Source organism: Lentilactobacillus fungorum (genome assembly GCF_016860605.1).
Classification (GTDB): Bacteria; Bacillota; Bacilli; order Lactobacillales; family Lactobacillaceae; genus Lentilactobacillus; species Lentilactobacillus fungorum.
Window position 1 is genome coordinate 1 of the sequence record NZ_BNJR01000001.1, and the last position, 3518, is coordinate 3518.

Sequence of the window (3518 nt, forward strand, 5' to 3'; positions counted from 1 at the left end):
AAAAAAAGAATTACAAACAGCCAATCTATTAAAACAAATTCAAATGGGATTTAATCCTAAAACGAAAAAGAATGAACCGAATCGTTTATACCTTTCCAAGCTCGATGTGAAAGCTACTGATGTCTATTTAAGGGGTGAATATGGACAAGAAACGCCGAAATCCCTTGCTACGAGCGGAATTTCGAAAATCGAAAGTCCGCATGAGTTCGTTGAATCCCTTGCTACGAGCGGAATTTCGAAAATCGAAAGTCCGCGTGACTTCGTTGACAATAGCTCTCAATCCCTTGCTACGAGCGGAATTTCGAAAATCGAAAGCAATCTATATAAAGACTCTAAAAACATAGATACTAATAGATACAATATAGATACTCAAAAGTTGGACTTTTCCACAGCCAATTTTTCACCAGCAGAACTAGAAAAGCAAAACCAGGATTTGGTGAACCATGCTAATGATTTCTTAACTGATGAAGACAGCGGTTTACCGGTTTTCTTAGAACCCGAAGCCGTGCAATTACTTAGTTTTTGGTGCCGTACCCCACAACAAATGCGGCGCTTCATTGGCATTATCTTAAATGCTAAGTACCGAGTTGAGAAAGATCACAAAGATATTGGCGTCATAATCCCGCTTGATGATGAAGAACTTAAACCGCTAATGACTAAAGCCTTGAGACGCTACTTTAACGCCCTGAGAAGCAATGAGAAGCACATCAAGAATGTTGAGAACTACTTATACGGCGCCATGCAAAACCTATTTGGCGTTTGGTGGAATAAACAAGCGGCTAGAGAATATGCGGCCAAACACCCCGAAGAAGAAAAGTCGGCCGACAACGATAACAGTGGGGTGTACTACTAGTCCTAAAAGGCTACAAAATCCTTTCTAAGCGGTTTTAAGACTTACTAACCTCTTTATGCTTAAGTTAGATTTAAATGGCTTAAACAGAAGAATAGGGGCTTTTAAATGAGCGCCAGAGCTAACCAGGCTAACCAACTCAAAAGTTCAGCCTTTAGATCAACGCCAAGCTCAAGTGATTTGAAGCCAGGGCTTTATCTATTGATAAGGTACTCAAAAGGCAGTACAATGGTAGTAGTAAAAAAGGAGATGAGACAATCATGGCAGTTAAGGAAAAGAAACGGGTCCAAGTCAAGATTGATAAAGATTTGGCCGATGATACCGAAGCAATTTTAAGCGAATTGGGCTTAAATCCAACCACGGCCATTAACATGTTTTACAAGCGGATTGTTGCTAATGGTGCTTTACCTTTTAATGCGTCTTTAAGCGAAGAAGAAAGAGCTAATTTACGCTTTTTAAAGGCGACCGAAGGGACACCAGTCACCGAGTTCAAAGACGCTAAAGAGGTCGCTGATTGGCTCAACGATCCAGATGAGGACTAATGACTTAGTCAGCCTATACGTTAGTTTTGTAGAAACTAACGGTGGCAAGTCTCGGCCAGTTTTAATTCGTCGGGTATCAGAACAGAAGGTCGAGGCTTTTAAAATTACTAGTCAGTATGAAAAGAAAAGGTATTTGTTAAGTATTACCTTTATCTTTATATGTTAGGAGGAAAGTGTGTTATGCAAGTAATCAGTTTTATGGCTATCAAAGGTGGCGTTGGTAAAACCACGATGGCATTTCAGTTCGCCAAATTTTTACAAACACAAGATCAAAAAGTTTTGATGATCGATTTGGACGCACAGAAGAGTTTGACGGGCACTTTTGAAAATGAACATTTTAATTTCAGTGGAAAGCCCACCATTGCAGATGTCCTAGAAAAACCAAGCTCCGGGTTAATTGAGACACAAGTTCAGGATAATATCGCGATAATTCCATCAACTAGCAACCTGGAAGAAGTAGCAGATCGTTTAGCCTCAAAACCAAATAGAGAATTGCTATTATTTATGTGGTTTGTTAAAAATGCGCAAGAACTGAATCAAAAATATGACTACATAATTATCGACTTGCCACCAGCTTGGAACCTGTTAAGCAAAAATGGTGTAGCTGTAGCCGATAAAATCATTTCTCCAATGGAACCAAGTCGATTTGGGTATGAAAGTCATACAAAAGTATTGCAAAGTGTGGGAACTTTACAAGATGAAGTTGTTGATCCAGTTAGTGGTAAGTCATATATTACTGCCAACGTATTCTTTTTAGGCAATCGAATCAAACACAATACTAATTCTTCTCACGAATTTTTATCAGCACTCAAACATATAGATAATGTCATTGGGGTTATCCCAGAAAAGGAATTAGTTAACGCTAGTATGCTTGCAAAGGAGGGCATACTAGAATATGCAACCCAGAATGACAAGTTGCATGAACAAGAGCCATTTCTCAAACTATTAAGTGACGTGTTTTCAGAAATCCAAAAACAGGGGAATGATTAACTTATGGCAAACAAATTTGAAAAGTTTTCAAGTACCAACAACGATTACCAAGTGGCTAGAGACATTCAGCAAAAAGATGCACTTAACGAAAAATTGAATTGGGAACGAAAAGTAAAGACAAGCTTCTCAATTCAACAAAAGAATATTGATCGTTTAGATGAAATGGTTAATCAGTTGAACGCAAAATCAAGATCAACCTTATTAGATACCATAATAGAAAATGCTTATAGAGACTTTCAAGAATAATTGAGTGGGGAAAATGATGAAATCACAAATAGTTGATAGCAATAATTGATACGAAGACCTTGTATCTGATCAACGGACTCAACGGACCGATGGGGGCTTGTAAAGTATACAAGACAGAATAAAGTTGCCGATAGGTAAGCGCTATGCTAGACTATGACTAATTTAACAACCGAATAAAGAGATCAAGCTAAACAGAAAAATCCCCGATTCACGAGGAATCAGGGATTTTGGGTTTAGCAAGTAGCTACACGACAGCTACTTAGATTCAGTCGATTTTAACTTGCCGGTCTAAATCGACTGAACATTGTTCTTAATTTGTAGGTTAATTATACTGCAAACCAGTCCCAAAGGACAAGTTAAGGATAGTTAAAAACAAATTAAAGTCAATGGACTAAGTAGCTAACTGAAGCTATTTAGTCCATTTTTGTTGTTAGAAATTAAAAAAAGTTGCCGACTGGGCAACTCACAAACAGACACATGCTGGTAAATTACAAAGCCTCAAGGCTAAATGAACGCCTTGTAATTCAGTTAGAGCATATCAGATTTGTATTTTAAAGCAAATCAAATGTTTTAGCAACTCTCTTTTGAGACAGCGTGTGTCAGTCGAGAAAGGGAGTTTTTATTATGACAAAATCAACAAATTTCAATTACTATGAAGCCGATAACGTATATGGAGCCCTATTTTTCCAGTTTCCTAAGGTATTAATGTATGGCGAGCAATATAAACATTTAAGCAGTGATGCTAAATTGGCTTATATGGTACTGAAAGACCGGCTAGAGTATTCTTTGCGTAATCATTGGGTTGATGAAGATAATCATGTTTACTTTATTTTTACCGTTCAAGAACTACAAGACTTATTTAACTGCGCTACTGAAAAAGCCGTTAAAAT

The 3518-nt window shown here is 37.7% G+C and carries 5 protein-coding genes; all 5 read left to right on the forward strand.

Features of this window, described 5'->3' with window-relative positions; genetic code table 11:
• Positions 1–853 (forward strand): plasmid replication initiation protein (locus YK48G_RS00005; RefSeq protein ID WP_203628662.1); only part of this gene is annotated, 853 nt, incomplete at its 5' end.
• 257 nt (positions 854–1110) lie between these two features.
• Complete coding sequence (locus YK48G_RS00010) at positions 1111–1392, forward strand: type II toxin-antitoxin system RelB/DinJ family antitoxin (RefSeq protein ID WP_014564139.1); 282 nt, start codon at positions 1111–1113, stop codon at positions 1390–1392.
• Positions 1393–1572: 180 nt separating this feature from the next.
• A complete protein-coding gene (locus YK48G_RS00015; RefSeq protein ID WP_033615103.1) occupies positions 1573–2382 on the forward strand; it encodes a ParA family protein in 810 nt (269 codons plus the stop codon).
• A gap of 3 nt (positions 2383–2385) precedes the next feature.
• Positions 2386–2628 carry a hypothetical protein gene (locus YK48G_RS00020; RefSeq protein WP_003590746.1) on the forward strand — a complete coding sequence of 81 codons (243 nt, stop codon included), beginning with the start codon at positions 2386–2388 and terminating at the stop codon, positions 2626–2628.
• Positions 2629–3252: 624 nt separating this feature from the next.
• The coding region (locus YK48G_RS00025; RefSeq protein WP_203628663.1) for a replication initiator protein A at positions 3253–3518 on the forward strand (266 nt) is incomplete at its 3' end.